The following is a 15,850-nucleotide window of genomic DNA, read 5'->3' as shown; positions in this document are numbered from 1 at the left end:
CGAGCATGCAAGTTAAGTGTGATAACGACTCTGTCGCCTTAATTCCTTTAAACAACGCAAGAATAAATGGCAGTTGCAGACTCGCTTCGCCGCCGCTAACCGTAATACCATTAATAAAGTGACGCTGACTATGGAGAATCGTCAGTATCTCCTCAACGGTGTAACGACTGACCTTAGGGCTCGCTTGTTTCGGGCATACGGCAAGACAAGTATCGCATTGGCTACAACGCTCATTATCCCAGTGAATGCGAGGCTTATCATTGAGGTTTATTAATGTCAGCGCATTGTCAGGGCAGGTGGCGACACAATCGCCACAGGCATCGCATAAACCTATGGTATGTGGGTTATGGCAGTTTTTGCATTGATAGTTGCAGCCCTGCAAGAATAACACGAGCCTGCTGCCAGGCCCGTCGACGCATGAAAAGGGCAATAGCTGACTGACAATAGCGTGTCTATTTAAAGACACAAGGGGAGTGTTCATGGGCGATAACTCGTGCTTGTCGTTGCAATATTCCCGTATTAACCGCAGCTTCTGCGGCTAAGCCTGTGGTATTGAGACGCGAGCCGCACTGTTTAAACGTTTCAATATCTGAGCGTTTTACCATATAGCCAGTCACGCGCATTAAATCGTTAGAGGCGACATTGGCGGTAAACTCCCTAAAACCTAACTCAAGCGCGGCTTTACACAGTTGGAACATGGCTTGAGGATTGGATTTCACGGTTTCATCGATAGTCAAAATATCGCTAATTCCCGCCGTATAATACTGATGATGCTGCGCTAGGGCTTGAATATGGGCGATGGGATTCGGTTCAGTGCCATAGGGGATGCGAACGCCAGGAGTCACATTGTTGTCGATACTAATACCGCCCTGTGAATGCAGTAGTGCCCGCCCATGGTAACCATGTGCGACGGGTGTGGATTTCACTATGGCATCGAGCGCAGCAGAAATACGATAGCCCAGCTGATTTGCATCTGTCTGATGACCATAGCCAGTGTGTTGATCTCGTTGAGATAACTTCGTTGCATCAGTAGCCGTGAATGTCCGCAGAATATTCACGGCTTCTGCCATGCCGTAAATACCAAACATGGGTGCAAAGCGCGATTCATCAATCAATTGCTCTTTAACTAAAAAACTGTCAAAGAAGTGTGATTCTTGATGCAAAAATGCCGAGCGCGCGTCAATGAGCTCGAAGGTGAGTGAGCAGTAATTTGGCAATACAGTATCAAAAAAATCGTTTATAGAATTGGCCTTTAACGCAACTTCTTTAAGATTAAGTCGAACTAAGGTATTGGCGCCGCCCGCTAACGGCAACGCGTTGTAGCAACTGACAATACCAAAACCGCGCTCATCAAACGCACTGGCATGCAGTGGGTAATTCGCGATATGCGGCTTACTGCACTGACAAATATTGGTGGTCGCAAGCAACAACAATTCATCCGGCGTGACGGCGGGGTCGTACATAAAGGTCAAATTGGGGGCAACTTGTTTTAACTCTGCATCAATGCGCAGTAGGGTGCGGCAAACGATGTTATCTGTAGGACCAATATTCACGTGCATAAAGGCATCGGGCAGGGTTCTGTCGAGCATGATCCAGAACAGCTTTAATTTACGATAAAGGACTTCCGCATCTATTCCTTCAACGAAAGGCATCAAAATGTCATCCAGCTGACCTAAATACACGGGGATATTGGTCACCGATGGCACGTGGTGATACATAATCGTTAAGGCATTGATAGCTTCGTCCAAGTTTTTTGCCGCAGATAACTCTAAGTATTCAGAGCCTTGTTGAAGGTAGCGGGCATAATCTGGCAACACATAGCGTGGTTTAAACGGCGCATGGCCTTCAAACATGTCGCAAATAATACCGTCATTCATCGCCGCTTTTACCTCGGGCGATATCGACATATAGGGCAAACTGGCTTCCGCTTCTAATGCTAAATAGTTGGATTTTTGCTTGGGTGAAAGCAGCGGGTTGGTGACGATTTGCACTAATTTATCTTGTAATAACATGGCTGAACATCCACAAGTTCTATGATGACCACTAATCTACTCAGTGGCGTTGGCTTTAAAAAGTGAAAATAGCCGCAGTCCTGATTAATGAAATGGAAATCCGCCGACTGAGGTCACAATTTGTGGCTTATTGCGATAAAGCCGCGATGTCAAAATCGCTAGAATGTGGTTTTACGATTAAAAATAAATGCTTGAACAGTGAGACGTGGCCTTGCTTGTCATATTGGGGATATGAAACAGAGGATAATGAACTGCCAAAACTTATCGGGTGGGATGATTAAAAAAATTTAACACTTGAGGCGGTAAGTGAACTCTGCTGTATTCCTTTATTGAGTGAATACAGCAGAGTGAGCGGTGCAGATAAACTCAGCGGCTTAAAGCACTTTAGCAATCGATTGGGCTAAGTAATCAACGTTATCTTCACTGATCCCAGCAATACTGATGCGGCTTGAACCTACCATATAGATGCTGAATTCTTTTTGTAGGCGCGCCACTTGCTCTGGAGCCACCCCAAGGAAAGAGAACATACCTTTTTGGCGGGCGATAAAGCTAAAGTCACGGTTTACGCCGTTGGCTTTAAGTTTATCCACTAAAATGGCGCGGTTGCCGTTGATGCGATCGCGCATCACTTTCAGCTCATCAAGCCATTCTTGGGTTAATTCTTTTGATCCTAAAATCGTCTCAACAATCGCTGCGCCATGGGCAGGTGGCATAGAGTAAAGGCAGCGAACCACATAAAGCAGTACCGATTGCGCGATATTGGCGGTATTGGCATCTTTGGCAATCACAGAGCAGGAACCAATACGCTCACGGTACAAACCGAAGTTTTTCGAGCATGAGCTGCACAGGATCATATTATCGACCGCTGCCGCCATATGACGCACGCCGTAGGCATCAATATCAACGCCATCACCAAAGCCTTGGTAGGCCATGTCAATCAGTGGCGTAAAGCCTTGCTCTTTTGTAAGGGCAACCACTTTATCCCATTGCTCTGTGGTTAAATCCATTCCGCTTGGGTTATGGCAACAGGCGTGGAATAACACCACATCATCAGTACTTACTTGCGATAATGCAGCAAGCATCTCATCAAATTTCAATGATTTTCTATCGTAGTCATAGTAAGGATAGGTTTTAACAGTAATGCCAGCCGCTTCGAATAAACCGATATGGTTTGCCCAAGTTGGATCGCTTACCCATAACACGGCATTCGGGTTGCAGCGTTTGATAAAGTCACCCGCCACGCGCAGCGCGCCTGTACCACCGGGTGTTGAAACTGTGCGGATACGGTTAGCGATAATGGCACTGTGGCCAACACCAAAGGCTAATTCCGTCATCAAGGTGTTGAATTGTGGTGAGCCTGTTGGGCCGATATACACTTTGGTGGTTTCGGTATCGAGACGGAATTTTTCCGCTTTTTTCACGCAGCTTAGAATAGGGGTAACGCCGGTAGGATCTTTATAAACGCCCACACCTAAATCCACTTTTTGTGGGTGAGAGTCTTCGCGGTACTGAGTTAACAAGCCAAGGATGGGGTCCGCTGGCATTGCGATGAGTGAGTTAAACATAGCTCCATCTACCTTTCTGGTTATAGTGCAAACGTGATTGTTCGTATCAGATATGCGTTATTTATCGTTTAAAGGGTAGAATAGCGCGGAAAGGTAAAGTAATTAAAGTGAAAACTGTGATTACACGCCAGTTATCTTGGCAAAAAAGCCTGCCAAAAATACGGTTAAATCATAAATTAACCGCTTAAATTTTGCGTTTTTGTTATTTTTACACTGATCTCAGCAAATAATCTGACCAAAATGCCATTTTTCTCGAAAAAACGGTTGAATCCTTAGCGACAATCGGTAATTTTATAACGACGAAGCACCAACAAGGCCCCAATCTCCTTTTATTTGTAATCTTAACTTGACGCGCTGTAGCGTGAAGTTGCCATTTTGCGTATTCAGTCCGCGTGATCGTGATGATGACGCCCTATAGAGAAAGAAGATTTATTCATGAAGCAATTACGTCTTGAACCTGTTGTGCAAGTCCACGGTGAAATCAATATTCCGGGCTCAAAAAGTATTTCAAATCGAGCCTTATTATTGGCCACCTTAGCCCAAGGTACGACCACGCTCACCAATCTGCTCGATTCAGATGATATCCGCCACATGCTGGCCTCCCTCAAGCAGTTAGGGGTTAACTACCGTTTATCGCAAAACAATACTGTGTGTGAACTCGATGGTTTAGGTGGTGTGATTTCCTCAGCATCCGCGCAGGAATTGTTTTTAGGCAATGCGGGTACCGCAATGCGCCCCTTATGCGCCGCCTTAACCTTAGGCCAAGGTGAATTTACCCTCACGGGCGAACCACGTATGGAAGAGCGTCCGATTGGCGATTTAGTCGATGCCTTAAGGCAACTCGGTGCCAATATTGTTTATCTTAAAAATGACGGTTTCCCGCCACTGACGATTAATGCCACTGGCCTTAATGGCGGTGATGTTGAAATTGCAGGCGATTTATCGAGCCAGTTTTTAACGGCTTTGTTGATGGTGGCGCCGCTTGCTAAGGGCAGCGTCAATATCCATGTCAAAGGTGAGTTAGTCTCTAAGCCTTATATCGATATTACTATCGCTTTGATGGCGCAGTTCGGCGTTAACGTCATTAACCATGACTACGCGCGTTTTGAGATTGTTGCAGGCCAGCGTTATATATCACCAGGTAAAGTACTGGTAGAAGGCGATGCGTCATCGGCATCATATTTCCTCGCGGCTGGGGCGATTAAGGGCGGCGAAGTCAAAGTCACGGGTGTGGGTCGTTTGAGTATCCAAGGCGATGTAAAATTTGCCGATGTGCTCGAAAAAATGGGCGCAGATATCGAGTGGGGCGATGACTATATTATTGCCCGCGGCTCCCAATTAACGGCCGTCGACTTAGATATGAACCATATTCCCGATGCGGCCATGACCATTGCAACGGCCGCATTATTTGCTAAAGGCACGACGGTTATTCGCAATATCTATAACTGGCGTATTAAAGAAACCGACCGGTTAGCGGCTATGGCAACTGAACTGCGAAAAGTGGGCGCCGAGGTTGAAGAGGGCAATGACTACATTAAAATCACCCCGCCAGCCGTGATTAACACCGCTGAAATTGATACCTACAATGATCACCGCATGGCCATGTGCTTTTCTATGCTGGCATTTGCCGATTGCGGTATCACCATCAATGATCCAGATTGTACTTCTAAAACATTCCCTGACTACTTTAAGCAGTTTGCGAGCCTGCAAGGCTAAGTCTGTTTGTTTCGTCATTGTTACAACCATCGATGTCAAGAATTGTAAGCCGTATTTGTGCGGCTTCTATTCTTCATAAAAAATCCACGGATTTTGTTTGTCTTTTGTTGTACAATGCGGCGCGCTCATTTTCGGGGGCTCACTTGATGAACTCACGGATGATGGTTATTTTTTGCGGAGGAATGTATGTCTGAACGGGCTCCTGTAGTCACAATCGACGGCCCAAGTGGTGCTGGCAAAGGTACAATTAGTCAATTATTGGCTCAGCATCTAGGTTGGCAACTACTTGATAGTGGTGCCATTTACCGAGTTCTTGCGCTTGCAGCAATTCATCATAACGTTGAACTGGAAAATGAAGAGTCTATCACGTTGTTAGCGGCACATCTGGATGTGAAGTTTCTAACAGGCAATGATAAAGATCCGGTTCAAGTGATATTGGAAGGTGAAGACGTCACCAACGACATTCGCACCCAAGAGTGCTCGAATGCCGCTTCAAAAGTCGCTGCCTTTCCACGGGTGAGAGAAGCCTTATTACGTCGCCAACGGGCCTTTAAAACGGCGCCAGGATTAATTGCCGATGGTCGTGACATGGGAACAGTGGTTTTCCCAAGTGCGCCGGCAAAATTATATTTAACCGCCTCAGCTGAAGAGCGTGCCCAAAGACGCTATAATCAGTTGCAGGACAAGGGCTTCGATGTTAATATCGAGCGCCTTTTAAGTGAAATTATCGAACGTGATGACCGCGATATGAATCGTCCGGTGGCTCCTTTAGTCCCCGCCGATGACGCGCTCATTATCGATACTAGCGGTAAGGGTATTGATGAAGTGCTAGCGCTTGCGCTTAACTTTATCAACCAAAAATTATCCGGCACTAACTAAGTTAGTCCACCGGATAGGTATTCGTATTAAGGATGATACGGATAATTTGACTGACTCCACGTCTAGGACGGACAGTGGTTTAATAAAGAAAGTAACCTAAACATGACTGAATCTTTTGCTGATCTATTTGAACAATCCCTTCAAACTCTGGAATTCCGTCCAGGCTCTATCGTTCGTGGTACTGTTGTATCAATCAAAAACGGTATGGTACTGGTTGACGCGGGTCTGAAGTCTGAAAGCCCAATCCCAGCTGAACAATTCAAAAATGCTCAAGGCGTTTTAGAAATTCAAGTTGGCGATGAAGTTGACGTAGCTCTTGACTCTGTTGAAGACGGCTTCGGTGAGACTCAACTGTCTCGCGAAAAAGCGAAACGTCATGAAGCTTGGATCGTTCTGGAAAAAGCTTATGAAGATGCTGAAACTGTAATCGGTATCATCAATGGTAAAGTTAAAGGCGGTTTCACTGTTGAATTAAACGGTATCCGTGCCTTCTTACCAGGTTCTCTAGTTGACGTGCGCCCAGTTCGCGACACCGCTCACTTAGAGTACAAAGAATTAGAATTCAAAGTTATCAAGCTAGACCAGAAGCGTAACAACGTTGTTGTTTCTCGTCGTGCAGTTATCGAATCAGAAAGCAGCGCTGAGCGTGATGCACTGTTAGAAAACCTGCAAGAAGGTCAAGCAGTTAAGGGTATCGTTAAGAACCTGACTGACTACGGTGCATTCGTAGATTTAGGTGGTGTTGACGGTCTGCTACATATCACAGATATGGCGTGGAAACGTGTTAAACATCCATCAGAAATCGTCAATGTTGGCGATGAAATCAACGTTAAAGTACTGAAGTACGATCGTGAGCGCACTCGTGTGTCTCTAGGTCTGAAACAACTTGGCGAAGATCCATGGTTAGAAATCAGCAAACGCTACCCAGAAAACACACGTTTAACTGGTCGCGTTACTAACCTAACTGACTACGGTTGCTTCGTAGAAATCGAAGAAGGCGTTGAAGGTCTGGTTCACGTTTCTGAAATGGATTGGACTAACAAGAACATTCACCCATCTAAAGTGGTTAACTTAGGTGATGAAGTTGAAGTTCTGGTTCTGGACATCGATGAAGAGCGTCGTCGTATTTCTCTAGGTCTGAAACAATGTAAGACCAATCCATGGGATGACTTCGCAACTCGTTACAACAAAGGCGACAAGGTTTCTGGTAAGATCAAGTCAATCACTGACTTCGGTATCTTTATCGGTCTTGACGGCGGTATCGATGGTCTAGTTCACCTGTCTGACATTTCTTGGAACGGTACTGGCGAAGACGCAGTTTCTGAATACAAGAAAGGCGATGAAATCCATGCAGTGGTTCTGTCTGTAGATCCAGAGCGTGAGCGCATCAGCTTAGGTGTTAAGCAAACTGAAGATGATCCATTCAACGCATACTTGGCTGACAAGAAGAAAGGTACTATCGTAAACGGTACTGTTTCTGCTGTTGATGCTAAAGGTGTGACTGTTGAACTGGCTGACACTGTTGAAGGTTACATCCGTGTAGCTGACATTTCACGTGAGCGTATCGAAGATGCATCTACTGTCTATAATGTAGGTGATGCAATCGAAGCTAAGTTCATGGGTGTTGACCGTAAGAACCGCTCTATCAGCCTGTCAATCAAAGCGAAAGACGAAGCTGAAGAGAAAGAAGTAATGGCGACTCTGAACAAACAAGATGACGCTGTTATTAGCAATGCAATGGCTGAAGCGTTTAAAGCAGCTCGTAAATAATCGCCTGTTGTTTGGGGAGACATCTCTCCCCATTAGGCGACTGTGTTTGGCTTGATAATAGGGGATAGCTAGGATGACGAAATCTGAACTTATCGAAAAACTCGCCACCAGGCAGTCGCAGCTGTCGGCGAAAGAGGTTGAAGGCGCAATCAAAGAAATGTTGGAGCAAATGGCAACAACATTAGAAAGCGGTGATCGTATTGAGATCCGTGGCTTTGGTAGTTTCTCGCTTCACTATCGTGCACCGCGGACTGGCCGTAATCCAAAGACTGGTTCATCAGTCGATTTGGAAGGTAAATACGTCCCGCACTTTAAGCCAGGCAAAGAACTGCGCGAGCGTGTTGACGCCGTTAATGTGTGATTGACCGCATAGTAAAAAGCCTCCGTTAGGAGGCTTTTTTGTATCTATTGCAAGGCAATGCTGGTCAGCTTAGTAAATTTCTTGGATAATCATTAAATTGAAACGCGTTTAGGGAGTGCAGCGTGAAATCATTTGTAGCAACTGTGCTTGTGGCACTGTTATTTATTCTGGCGTTGATTTTTGGCGCGCGTAACGAACAAGTGGTGACCATCAGCTATTTTGTCGCACAGGGTGAATATCGTTTACCTGTTGTCTTAGCGATTGTCTTTTTTGCTGGTTTTATTTTGAGTTGGTTATTTGCTAGCTACTATATTGTTCGCTTGAAATTAAGTTTAGCGGCAACTAAAAAGAAACTAAATCAAGTGATCCCTAAAATCCCTCAGGATGTAGACGCCTAATATGCTTGAGATCCTCTTTCTGTTGCTTCCCATTGCTGCCGCCTATGGCTGGTATATGGGGCGACGGAGCATAAGGCAGAATCAAAGTAATCAACGTAAACAATTGAGCCGGGATTATTTTACTGGCCTCAATTTCTTACTGTCGAACGAATCGGATAAAGCCGTCGATTTGTTTATCAGTATGCTAGATGTTGACGATGAAACCATAGATACCCATCTGTCACTCGGTTCGCTGTTCCGTAAGCGAGGCGAGGTCGACCGCTCTATTCGTATCCATCAAAATTTAATCGCGCGGCCTACATTAACCAATGAGCAGCGTGACATCGCTATGATGGAGCTGGGTAAAGATTATCTAGCAGCAGGTTTTTACGACAGAGCTGAAGAAATCTTTATTAACTTGGTCAGCCAAGACGATCACAGTGAAGAATCTGAAACACAGCTGATTGCTATCTATCAAGTGATTAAAGAGTGGCAAAAAGCCATTGATATCACTAAGCGTTTGAGTCGTAAACGTCAGCAAGTTTTAAAGCCGTTAACGGCGCATTTCTATTGCCAGTTAGCCGATGAAGCCAGTGATGATGCGCAGAAAATTAAACTGCTACAGCAAGCGCTGAAGCAAGATCCCCAATGCGGTCGTGCATTATTGACCCTAGCGAAAAAATTCCTCGATATTCAAGATTATGCCCAGTGTAAGCAAATGCTGCTGCAACTGAAAAAAGCCGATATCGAGCTTTTTGCCGATGCGATTCCAACGGCCAAACAAGTTTATCGCGACACGCAAGATAAAGAAGGTTTTCAAGAATTACTCGCGGGCGCCATGGCCGATGGCGCTGGAGCTTCTGTGGTGGTCGCCTTAGCGCAGCACATGATAAGTCTTGATGAGATTAAAGCGGCAGAGACCATAGTGCTCGATGCGTTATATCGCCATCCGACCATGAAAGGTTTTCAGCACTTGATGCAGATGCATTTGCGCCAAGCCGAAGAAGGGCAAGCTAAGCAAAGTTTAACTATGCTAGAGCAGCTCGTTGAACAACAAATTAAATTCCGTCCGAGTTACCGTTGTAAGGAGTGTGGTTTTCCTTCCCATGCGCTTTACTGGCATTGTCCTTCCTGTAAAAACTGGGGCAGCATTAAACGGATCCGAGGCCTAGACGGCGAATAATCTATTAGAAGAATACACAGTTTGTGTAACCCCGTTGGAGAGATGATGACGACTAAACCTATCCTCGTAGCGCTTGATTACGATAATAAAAACCATGCTTTACAACTGATAGAAAAACTCGACCCCAACATGTGCCGCCTTAAAGTCGGCAAAGAAATGTTTACCTTGTTTGGCCCGCAACTGGTGAAAGATATCCATGATCGTGGTTTTGATTTATTCCTTGATTTGAAATTTCACGATATTCCCAATACTGTCGCCAAAGCCGTGGCCGCTGCTGCAGAGCTGGGCGTATGGATGACGAACGTACATGCCAGCGGTGGCTTAGCCATGATGGAAGCGGCTAAAAAAGCCTTACTGCCATACGGCGATAAAGCGCCTATGCTGATCGCGGTCACGGTATTAACCTCGATGAGTGATGACGATCTTAAATTACTCGGCATCAATGTTCCTGCGTTTGAGCATGTGCAACGTTTGGCGAAGCTCACGCAGCAAGCGGGACTCGATGGCGTGGTGTGTTCCGCCCAAGAAGCGACAGCGTTAAAATCGCTGTTAGGTCAGGATTTCAAACTCGTGACGCCGGGGATCCGCCCTGTTGGCAGTGATGCTGGCGATCAACATCGGGTGATGACGCCACCTCAAGCGATAGCAGCGGGTTCTGATTACTTAGTGATTGGCCGCCCAATCACCAAAGCTGCCGACCCGTTAGCAGCATTGCAAGCGATTCACCAATCATTGGCATAGACGCCACACTAGCCGTCTAAAGCGCGGTTTGAAAGTCGTTTGATCGTTGTTTAAATAAAAAAGCTTGAAATCGCTCGTTGGTATCCTTGAGATGATGGATAAAAATTGAAATAGTATGTTGAATGACAACATAAAATAATTAATCACACCCTGAGTACATATCTCACTGTTCACGGAGAACGCCCATGTTTAATGCTACGATGTTTAACTATCAAGGTAAAAATGTTGTCGTTGTCGGAGGAACCAGTGGGATAAATCTCGCGATTGCCATTGCGTTCGCACAGGCTGGCGCAAATGTGGCCGTTGCGAGCCGCAGTCAAGATAAAATCGATGCCGCGGTATTGCAGTTACAACAGGCCAATCCTGACGGTATTCATTTGGGGGTGAGTTTTGATGTGCGCGATCTTAGCGCCCTTGAAGTCGGTTTTGATAAAATCGCTTCTGAGTTTGGTTTTATCGATGTGCTAGTCAGCGGCGCGGCGGGGAATTTCCCCGCCAGCGCCGCAAAACTTTCGGCTAATGGTTTTAAGTCGGTGATGAACATTGATTTGCTCGGCAGTTTTCAAGTGTTAAAACAGGCTTATCCTTTGCTGCGTCGTCCCAATGGCAATATTATCCAGATTTCGGCGCCGCAGGCTTCGATCGCTATGCCAATGCAAGTACATGTGTGTGCGGCTAAAGCGGGTGTGGATATGCTGACGCGAACTTTAGCGTTAGAGTGGGGCTGTGAAGGGCTGAGAATTAATTCGATTATGCCTGGCCCCATCGCCAATACTGAAGGTTTTAATCGCCTTGCACCCAGCGCCGCATTACAGCAAAAGGTTGCCCAATCCGTTCCGCTAAAACGCAACGGCGCAGGTCAGGATATCGCCAATGCCGCGCTATTCTTAGGCTCTGAATTAGCTTCCTATATTACGGGAGTTGTGTTGCCGGTTGATGGCGGTTGGTCACTTGGTGGCGCCAGTATAGCGATGACAGAGCTTGGCGAACTGGCCGCAAAAATGTAGTTTGGTTTTAGATTATTGATATTCAAAATCGAGAACTTTGATTTTATAGAAATTAAGTAGGTAATGATCCATGGCTAATGCATTACAAGAGCAGCTACTCAAAGCAGGGCTTGCCAGTAAACAAAAAGTTCGCGACGTTAAGACTCAAAAACGCCGTGATAAAAAATCACGAATAGATGATGGCTCCAGTGCTTTTAAGCAAGAAGTGGCCGAGCAAAAACGGTTGCAGGCGCTAAAAGATAAAGCGCTGAACGAGCAACGTTTTGCAGAGGCATCTGAGCGTGGACAGGTGCGCGGTTTAATCACTGAGTTCACTAAGTCTGCGATAAAGATCCCAGCTTATGCTGAAGTGAAATTTAACTATACTCTTGATAATAAAATTTATTCTTTATACATAGATGAAAAACTGCAGGCAGAATTGCTTAAAGGGCAGTTAGGCATAGTGCGTTACGAAGATAAGAGTTACTTAGTACCACATAAGTTAGCCGAGCGAGTTAAACTGCTGGTGCCGCAGTGGTGTGGTTATCTGTGGCAACAGGATGAATCTAAAGCTGTGGTCGTTGAAGATGATCCCTATGCAGATTACGCAATTCCTGATGATTTAATGTGGTAATTGCCCTAAACCTGTGAGCTAACGCTAAGACAATCCTGTGGTAAAGCTTATAAAATAGAGACCCTTAAGTTCAAGCTTAAGGTTTTTTTTATGGGTTGGATTTATACTTGGCTCACTTACTTTCATATTATTCGCGGCTGTATTTGTAATGAGATTGTTTTCTACAGTGAACTGGTATAAATTAAAACAACTGTTTTAATCCTACGTTTAAGAGTCTACCAATGAACCCTTATCAAGCCCCGTTAACGGATATGCGTTTCCTACTGGAACAGGTATTTGATGCCTCTAACACTTGGGCACAATTACCTGAGATTGCTGAAATGGTCGATATTGACACGGCCAATGCCATTCTTGAAGAAGCAGCCAAGATCAGCAGTGAGTTGATCCATCCGCTGAACCGGACGGGTGATGAGCAGGGCGTGTTACATCAAGATAATCAAGTGATTACCCCTGATGGCTACAAAGCCGTTTATGAACAGTATTCCCAGGGCGGTTGGATTGGTTTGTGTGGCGCTCCGGAATTTGGTGGCATGGGCATGCCAAAGATGCTGGGGATCTTAGTCGACGAAATGGCTTACAGTGCTTGTAATGCGTTTACGCTTTATGGCTCGTTAACCGCGGGGGCAGCTTTATGTATCAATGCCCACGGCAGCGAAGAATTGAAACAAGCTTATTTGCCTAAGTTATACTCCGGCGAATGGGCGGGTGCTATGGATATGACGGAGCCGCAAGCGGGTTCTGATCTACGTAATATCCGTACCCGTGCTTTGCCGCAGGATGATGGTAGTTATGCCATCACGGGCAGCAAGATTTTTATTACAGGTGGCGATCATGATTTAACTGAAAACGTCATCCACTTAGTGCTTGCTAAGCTACCGGATAGCAAAGGGATTTCACTCTTCCTTGTACCTAAAATATCGGTAAATACCGATGGCAGCTTAGCCAATGCCAATGGTGTATCAGTGGGGTCTATCGAGCATAAGATGGGCCTTAAAGGTTCTGCGACCTGTGTGATGAATTTTGATAATGCTCAAGGCTTCTTGATTGGCGAGCCTAATCGCGGCCTCGTATGCATGTTCACTATGATGAACTATGAGCGTTTAGCGATTGGTATTCAAGGGCTTGGCAGTGCGCAGGCGGCGTACCAGATGGCGGCCGATTACGCTAAAGAGCGTAATCAAGGCATCGCCGCTGGCGGCTCACCGACGGGCAGTGATTCTGATCCCATTATTGTCCACGGCGATGTGCGCCGTATGTTGTTGACCATTCGTGCTATGACAGAAGCGGGCCGTGCTTTGTCTGTGTTTACAGGACAACAGCTGGATTTAGCAAAATATGCCCAAGATGAGGTTAAGGCCAAAGCGGCGCGTTATGTGGGGTTATTAACGCCAGTGGCGAAGGCATTTTTAACCGATCGGGGTCTAGATGCGACTATCATGGCGCAACAAGTCTTTGGTGGACATGGTTATATTCGTGAAACAGGTATTGAGCAATTAGTTCGTGATACCCGTATCGCTCAGATTTATGAAGGCACCAATGGCATTCAAGCCATCGATTTCCTCGGTCGTAAAGTCACTGGCGATAACTTAGCCGCATTAAACGAATTTGTGGCAGACTTGAAGGCACAAATGCGGGCATTCACCCATGTTGATGCGGTGAAAGTAGCTGCCGTATGTGCACGTTTAGATGCCTTGGTCATTGTCGCTGAGTCGATTAATGAGCACAAAGTCGCTCAGCCTGCGCTTATTAATGCTTGCGCGGTCGACTTTTTAGATGCCTTTGGTTACACCCTGTATGGTTTCTACTGGTTGGCTATGGTCGATAAGGTCGCGGATCATGAAGATAAAGCTTTCGCCGAGCAGAAAGTCTATTTAGCTAAGTTCTATTTTGATAAGTTATTGCCAAAAGCGGATTACCATATCGCTCAAGTCAGAGCCGGTGATGCGACGACTATGGCGATGCCTGCAGAGCTGTTTTAACAAGGCTTCGGTATATTCGTTTAGATAAAAACTGAAAAAGCACTGATGACTCAGTGCTTTTTTGTGCAAGTTTTTTACTCTGTAGCGATTAATTAATGACTCTAGTGAGCCGCAGTATTCACAGTCGCAGTGGTTGATGACGGTTGCAGCACTGAAATCAATTGTTTAAGAAACTCGGCATTGAATGAGGGTTTATGTTGATTTTTCAATTCAGGACTCATGCCATTCTCAAGGATCACAAACAGGGTGTCGTTATGCTGGGGCAAACGGATAAACCCCGCTAAGTTAGACACGCCTTGCATCGAGCCTGTTTTAGCAAAAATTTGCTGTTTAAGCGGCGGCTTGTTGTAGCCCATGCGATATCTTAAGGTGCCGCTGATCCCCGCCTGTGGCAGACTCGTGATTAACGGACTAAAGCGGCTATCTTGGTGGATTAGCGCCAACACCGCGGCTAACTGCTTGGCATTGAGCAAGTTATAGCGTGACAATCCTGAACCATCCACAATATTGGCGTTACTCAAATCTATGCCTAAATTCGTTAAAATTCGCTGCATGGCAGCGGCACCATTGGTAAAGCTGCCTTGGGTCTTAAAATAACTTTTACCAAGTTGCTTAAAAAGGCTATCGGCAATCAAATTATCTGACTTGAGCAGCATAGTCTCGAGCAGCTCAGGTAAGGGCGCCGAGCTATGGCTGGCAATTAGTTTTGCCTTTTGGGGTAAGCTAGTGCCGAGTTGTACTTTACCCGCAAGAGACATCTCGCCTTTAAGTAGAGAGGTGAGGTTATCTTGGGCAAATTTGAACGGATCGCTGACCGCAATCGCCAGTGGTATCGCCTCACCGCCAGGGTAACAGCCGCGTAAATGGTAGTTATTTTGACCTAATCTGACCATATCAAGTTGGCAAAATTCGCGGCTCGCCTTTTGATCAAACACCGCATCGCTGCTGATTTTGACTCCATAACTCCCCGCGCGTAGACTTACTTCTGAAGGGTTGCTGGTCGTGCTGGGGCTAAACTGACCATAGACACAGTTTTGATTGATAATATAGCTAGATACAGGCGCAGCAAAACAAATGCCCAAATCATCCCAAACCCAACCAGGGGCTTGCAATTGTTCCTGCTTATCGCCGAGCAAATACAGATGTCCATCAATGCGATTAATGCCTTGTTTTACGAGATTGGCAAAAATGGCCTTGAGATCGGCTTGAGTTAGCGTGGGATCGCCACTAAAACGCAGATAAGCACTGCCTGCGATATGGCCCTTGCGTATCGGTGCATCTGTCCATAATTCCGTGACATAACGAAAATCAGGCCCAAGCTGAGCCACAGCACTGACTGCCGTGAGCAGCTTTTGGGTACTGGCTGGAATAAACAAGGTCTCAGCATGTTGGCTATAGATCACTTGATTGTTCGACATATCCATTGCCAGTAAGGCGATTTGTGAATGTCGAGGGCTGATCTTGCTGATTGCTTGGCTAAGCGAAGTGGTTTGAGCACTTATCGGCCTAGAATCATGTTGCTCTGCATAGGCCATATTATGACTTGCGGCTAGGAGCAGGCCGGCATATAGAGTGGTTTTCAGTAACGTTTCCATGTTAGCTATTGGCCATTTTTATCAAAACATCATTAAGATTAGGTTGGTATTG

13 protein-coding genes and 1 pseudogene are annotated in these 15,850 nt (G+C 45.9%); 10 read left to right on the top strand and 4 right to left on the bottom strand.

Annotated elements, in window-relative coordinates; all coding sequences use genetic code 11:
* The 3 genes from ACHA99_RS08715 to ACHA99_RS08705 form a co-directional block, all read right to left on the bottom strand.
* The coding region (locus ACHA99_RS08715) for a 4Fe-4S cluster-binding domain-containing protein (protein WP_393942204.1) at positions 1-481 on the bottom strand (481 nt) is incomplete at its 3' end.
* Complete coding sequence (locus ACHA99_RS08710; RefSeq protein ID WP_393942202.1) at positions 453-2,012, bottom strand: YjjI family glycine radical enzyme; 1,560 nt, start codon at positions 2,010-2,012, stop codon at positions 453-455. The genes ACHA99_RS08710 and ACHA99_RS08715, both read right to left, overlap by 29 nt.
* A 374-nt stretch (positions 2,013-2,386) precedes the next feature.
* Positions 2,387-3,577 carry an amino acid aminotransferase gene (locus ACHA99_RS08705; protein ID WP_219234128.1) on the bottom strand — a complete coding sequence of 397 codons (1,191 nt, stop codon included), beginning with the start codon at positions 3,575-3,577 and terminating at the stop codon, positions 2,387-2,389.
* A 435-nt stretch (positions 3,578-4,012) separates the two neighbouring features.
* On the opposite strand from ACHA99_RS08705, the gene aroA reads away from it, so the two are divergent.
* The 10 genes and pseudogenes from aroA to ACHA99_RS08655 all read left to right on the top strand — a co-directional run bounded on the left by aroA (position 4,013) and on the right by ACHA99_RS08655 (position 14,203).
* Complete coding sequence (aroA, locus tag ACHA99_RS08700) at positions 4,013-5,293, top strand: 3-phosphoshikimate 1-carboxyvinyltransferase (RefSeq protein ID WP_105252551.1); 1,281 nt, start codon at positions 4,013-4,015, stop codon at positions 5,291-5,293.
* 186 nt (positions 5,294-5,479) lie between these two features.
* The gene (gene cmk / locus ACHA99_RS08695; RefSeq protein WP_028759874.1) at positions 5,480-6,172 is read left to right on the top strand and encodes a (d)CMP kinase; all 693 of its coding nucleotides are present in this window, start codon (positions 5,480-5,482) and stop codon (positions 6,170-6,172) included.
* Positions 6,173-6,271: 99 nt separating this feature from the next.
* Positions 6,272-7,942, top strand: a pseudogene (gene rpsA, locus ACHA99_RS08690) (30S ribosomal protein S1); the annotation flags it as partial.
* 73 nt (positions 7,943-8,015) lie between these two features.
* Complete coding sequence (gene ihfB / locus ACHA99_RS08685; RefSeq protein WP_006081718.1) at positions 8,016-8,303, top strand: integration host factor subunit beta; 288 nt, start codon at positions 8,016-8,018, stop codon at positions 8,301-8,303.
* Positions 8,304-8,425: 122 nt separating this feature from the next.
* Positions 8,426-8,701 carry a LapA family protein gene (locus ACHA99_RS08680; RefSeq protein WP_393942198.1) on the top strand — a complete coding sequence of 92 codons (276 nt, stop codon included), beginning with the start codon at positions 8,426-8,428 and terminating at the stop codon, positions 8,699-8,701.
* 1 nt (position 8,702) lies between these two features.
* Positions 8,703-9,863, top strand: coding sequence for a lipopolysaccharide assembly protein LapB (gene lapB, locus ACHA99_RS08675; RefSeq protein ID WP_105252550.1), 1,161 nt, complete (start codon positions 8,703-8,705; stop codon positions 9,861-9,863).
* A gap of 45 nt (positions 9,864-9,908) precedes the next feature.
* Complete coding sequence (gene pyrF / locus ACHA99_RS08670) at positions 9,909-10,604, top strand: orotidine-5'-phosphate decarboxylase (protein ID WP_011846776.1); 696 nt, start codon at positions 9,909-9,911, stop codon at positions 10,602-10,604.
* Positions 10,605-10,789: 185 nt separating this feature from the next.
* A complete protein-coding gene (locus tag ACHA99_RS08665; RefSeq protein WP_219250829.1) occupies positions 10,790-11,611 on the top strand; it encodes an SDR family oxidoreductase in 822 nt (273 codons plus the stop codon).
* A gap of 70 nt (positions 11,612-11,681) precedes the next feature.
* On the top strand, positions 11,682-12,224 hold the full coding sequence (locus tag ACHA99_RS08660) for a DUF2058 domain-containing protein (RefSeq protein ID WP_006081713.1): 543 nt from the start codon (positions 11,682-11,684) through the stop codon (positions 12,222-12,224).
* Between the two features lie 221 nt (positions 12,225-12,445).
* Positions 12,446-14,203, top strand: coding sequence for an acyl-CoA dehydrogenase family protein (locus ACHA99_RS08655; RefSeq protein WP_393942194.1), 1,758 nt, complete (start codon positions 12,446-12,448; stop codon positions 14,201-14,203).
* A gap of 101 nt (positions 14,204-14,304) precedes the next feature.
* Here the strand turns inward: ACHA99_RS08655 and dacB are convergent, their stop codons facing one another.
* Positions 14,305-15,798 carry a D-alanyl-D-alanine carboxypeptidase/D-alanyl-D-alanine-endopeptidase gene (gene dacB, locus ACHA99_RS08650; RefSeq protein WP_393942192.1) on the bottom strand — a complete coding sequence of 498 codons (1,494 nt, stop codon included), beginning with the start codon at positions 15,796-15,798 and terminating at the stop codon, positions 14,305-14,307.
* Positions 15,799-15,850: the final 52 nt, after the last annotated feature.

This window comes from Shewanella sp. S23-S33, from assembly GCF_043359565.1.
Lineage (GTDB): Bacteria > Pseudomonadota > Gammaproteobacteria > Enterobacterales > Shewanellaceae > Shewanella > Shewanella oncorhynchi.
The sequence above is the reverse complement of the archived record's forward strand: the minus strand, read 5'-3'. Positions and strand labels throughout refer to the sequence as shown.